1 protein-coding gene is annotated in these 1,688 nt (G+C 67.7%); it reads left to right on the plus strand.

Translation table 11 applies throughout. The features are described 5' to 3' along the window. Window positions 1-79 precede the first annotated feature (79 nt). The gene (hutH, locus tag ALII_RS0113845; RefSeq protein ID WP_024587904.1) at window positions 80-1,612 is read left to right on the plus strand and encodes a histidine ammonia-lyase; all 1,533 of its coding nucleotides are present in this window, start codon (window positions 80-82) and stop codon (window positions 1,610-1,612) included. Window positions 1,613-1,688 lie beyond the last annotated feature (76 nt).

Raw genomic sequence — 1,688 nt, forward strand, 5'->3', positions numbered from 1 at the left:
GATCTCCCCCCTTGAGGGGGAGATGTCCGGCAGGACAGAGGGGGGTGGCTCGCTATCCGCTTTGGATCGGAGCCCGTCCATGACCCTCATCCTTACTCCCGGTCATGTCACGCTCGACCAGCTCCAGGCGATCTACTGGGACGGACAAGCGGCCAGGCTCGATGCGGCGTGCCGGCCCGCGATCCTGCGCGCTTCCGAAATCATCGATCGGATCGCCAAGGGCGAGGCGGCGGTTTATGGGATCAATACCGGCTTCGGGAAGCTTGCTTCGGTGAAGATCGCGGCGGGGGACGTGGCGAGGCTGCAGCGCAATCTCATCTTGTCGCATTGCTGCGGAGTCGGCGTGCCCCTGGCGCCGGAGATCGTGCGGCTGGTGATGGCGCTGAAGCTCGCCTCGCTGGGGCGCGGCGCTTCGGGGGTGAAGCCGTCGACCGTGGAATTGATCGAGGCCATGCTGGAGACAGGCGTGGTGCCGGTGATCCCCGAGAAGGGGTCGGTCGGAGCCTCAGGCGATCTGGCGCCGCTGGCGCATATGACGGCGGTGATGATCGGCGAGGGCGAGGCTTATTTTGCCGGCGAACGAATGGCCGGACGGGCGGCGCTGGAGCGGGCTGGTCTGGCGCCGATCACGCTCGCCGCCAAGGAAGGGCTGGCGCTGATCAACGGCACGCAGGTCTCGACCGCACTGGCGCTGGCGGGCCTGTTCAAGGCGCATCGGGCGGCGAATGCGGCGCTGGTGGCCGGCGCGCTTTCGACCGACGCGGCGATGGGCTCGTCGGCGCCGTTCCATCCTGAAATCCACGCGTTGCGCGGGCATCAGGGGCAGATCGACACCGCGGCGGCGCTGTGGGCGCTGCTCGACGGCTCGGAAATCCGCGAAAGCCATCGCGAAGGCGACGAGCGGGTGCAGGACCCCTATTGCATCCGCTGCCAGCCGCAGGTCGACGGCGCCTGCCTCGACATTTTGCGGCAGGCGGCGCGGACGCTGGTGATCGAGGCGAATGCCGTGACCGACAACCCGTTGGTGCTTTCCGACGGACAGGTGCTTTCGGGCGGGAATTTTCATGCCGAGCCGGTGGCGTTCGCGGCCGACCAGATCGCGCTCGCCATCTGCGAGATCGGCGCGATCGCGCAGCGGCGGATTGCGCTGCTGGTCGACCCGGCGCTGTCCTTCGGCCTGCCGGCGTTCCTGGCGGCGAAGCCGGGGCTGAACTCGGGCCTGATGATCGCCGAGGTGACCTCGGCCGCCTTAATGAGCGAAAACAAGCAGATGGCACATCCGGCCTCGGTGGATTCGACGCCGACCTCGGCCAATCAGGAAGACCATGTGTCGATGGCGTGTCACGGCGCGCGGCGGCTGCTGGCGATGACCGACAATCTGGCGGCGATCGTCGGCATCGAGGCGGTGACGGCGGCGCAGGGATTGGACTTTCGTGCGCCGTTGAAGACGAGCGCGGCACTGCAGGCGGCGCATGGGGCGGTGCGCGGGGTTATCGCGGGGCTGGAGGTGGATCGGTATATGGCGGGGGATCTGGAGGCGGCTGCTGGGCTGGTGGGTTCGGGGGCGCTGAATGCGAGCGTCGGGGATGTGTTGCCGGGGTTGGGGTTGTGATGGGTTTTGGGGAGGGGACGTTGGTTTTTGCGAAGGGGACCCCCACCCTTTATCCCTCCCCACAAGGGGGAGGGAG

The organism is Aliihoeflea sp. 2WW (assembly GCF_000497755.1).
Lineage (GTDB): Bacteria > Pseudomonadota > Alphaproteobacteria > Rhizobiales > Rhizobiaceae > Aliihoeflea.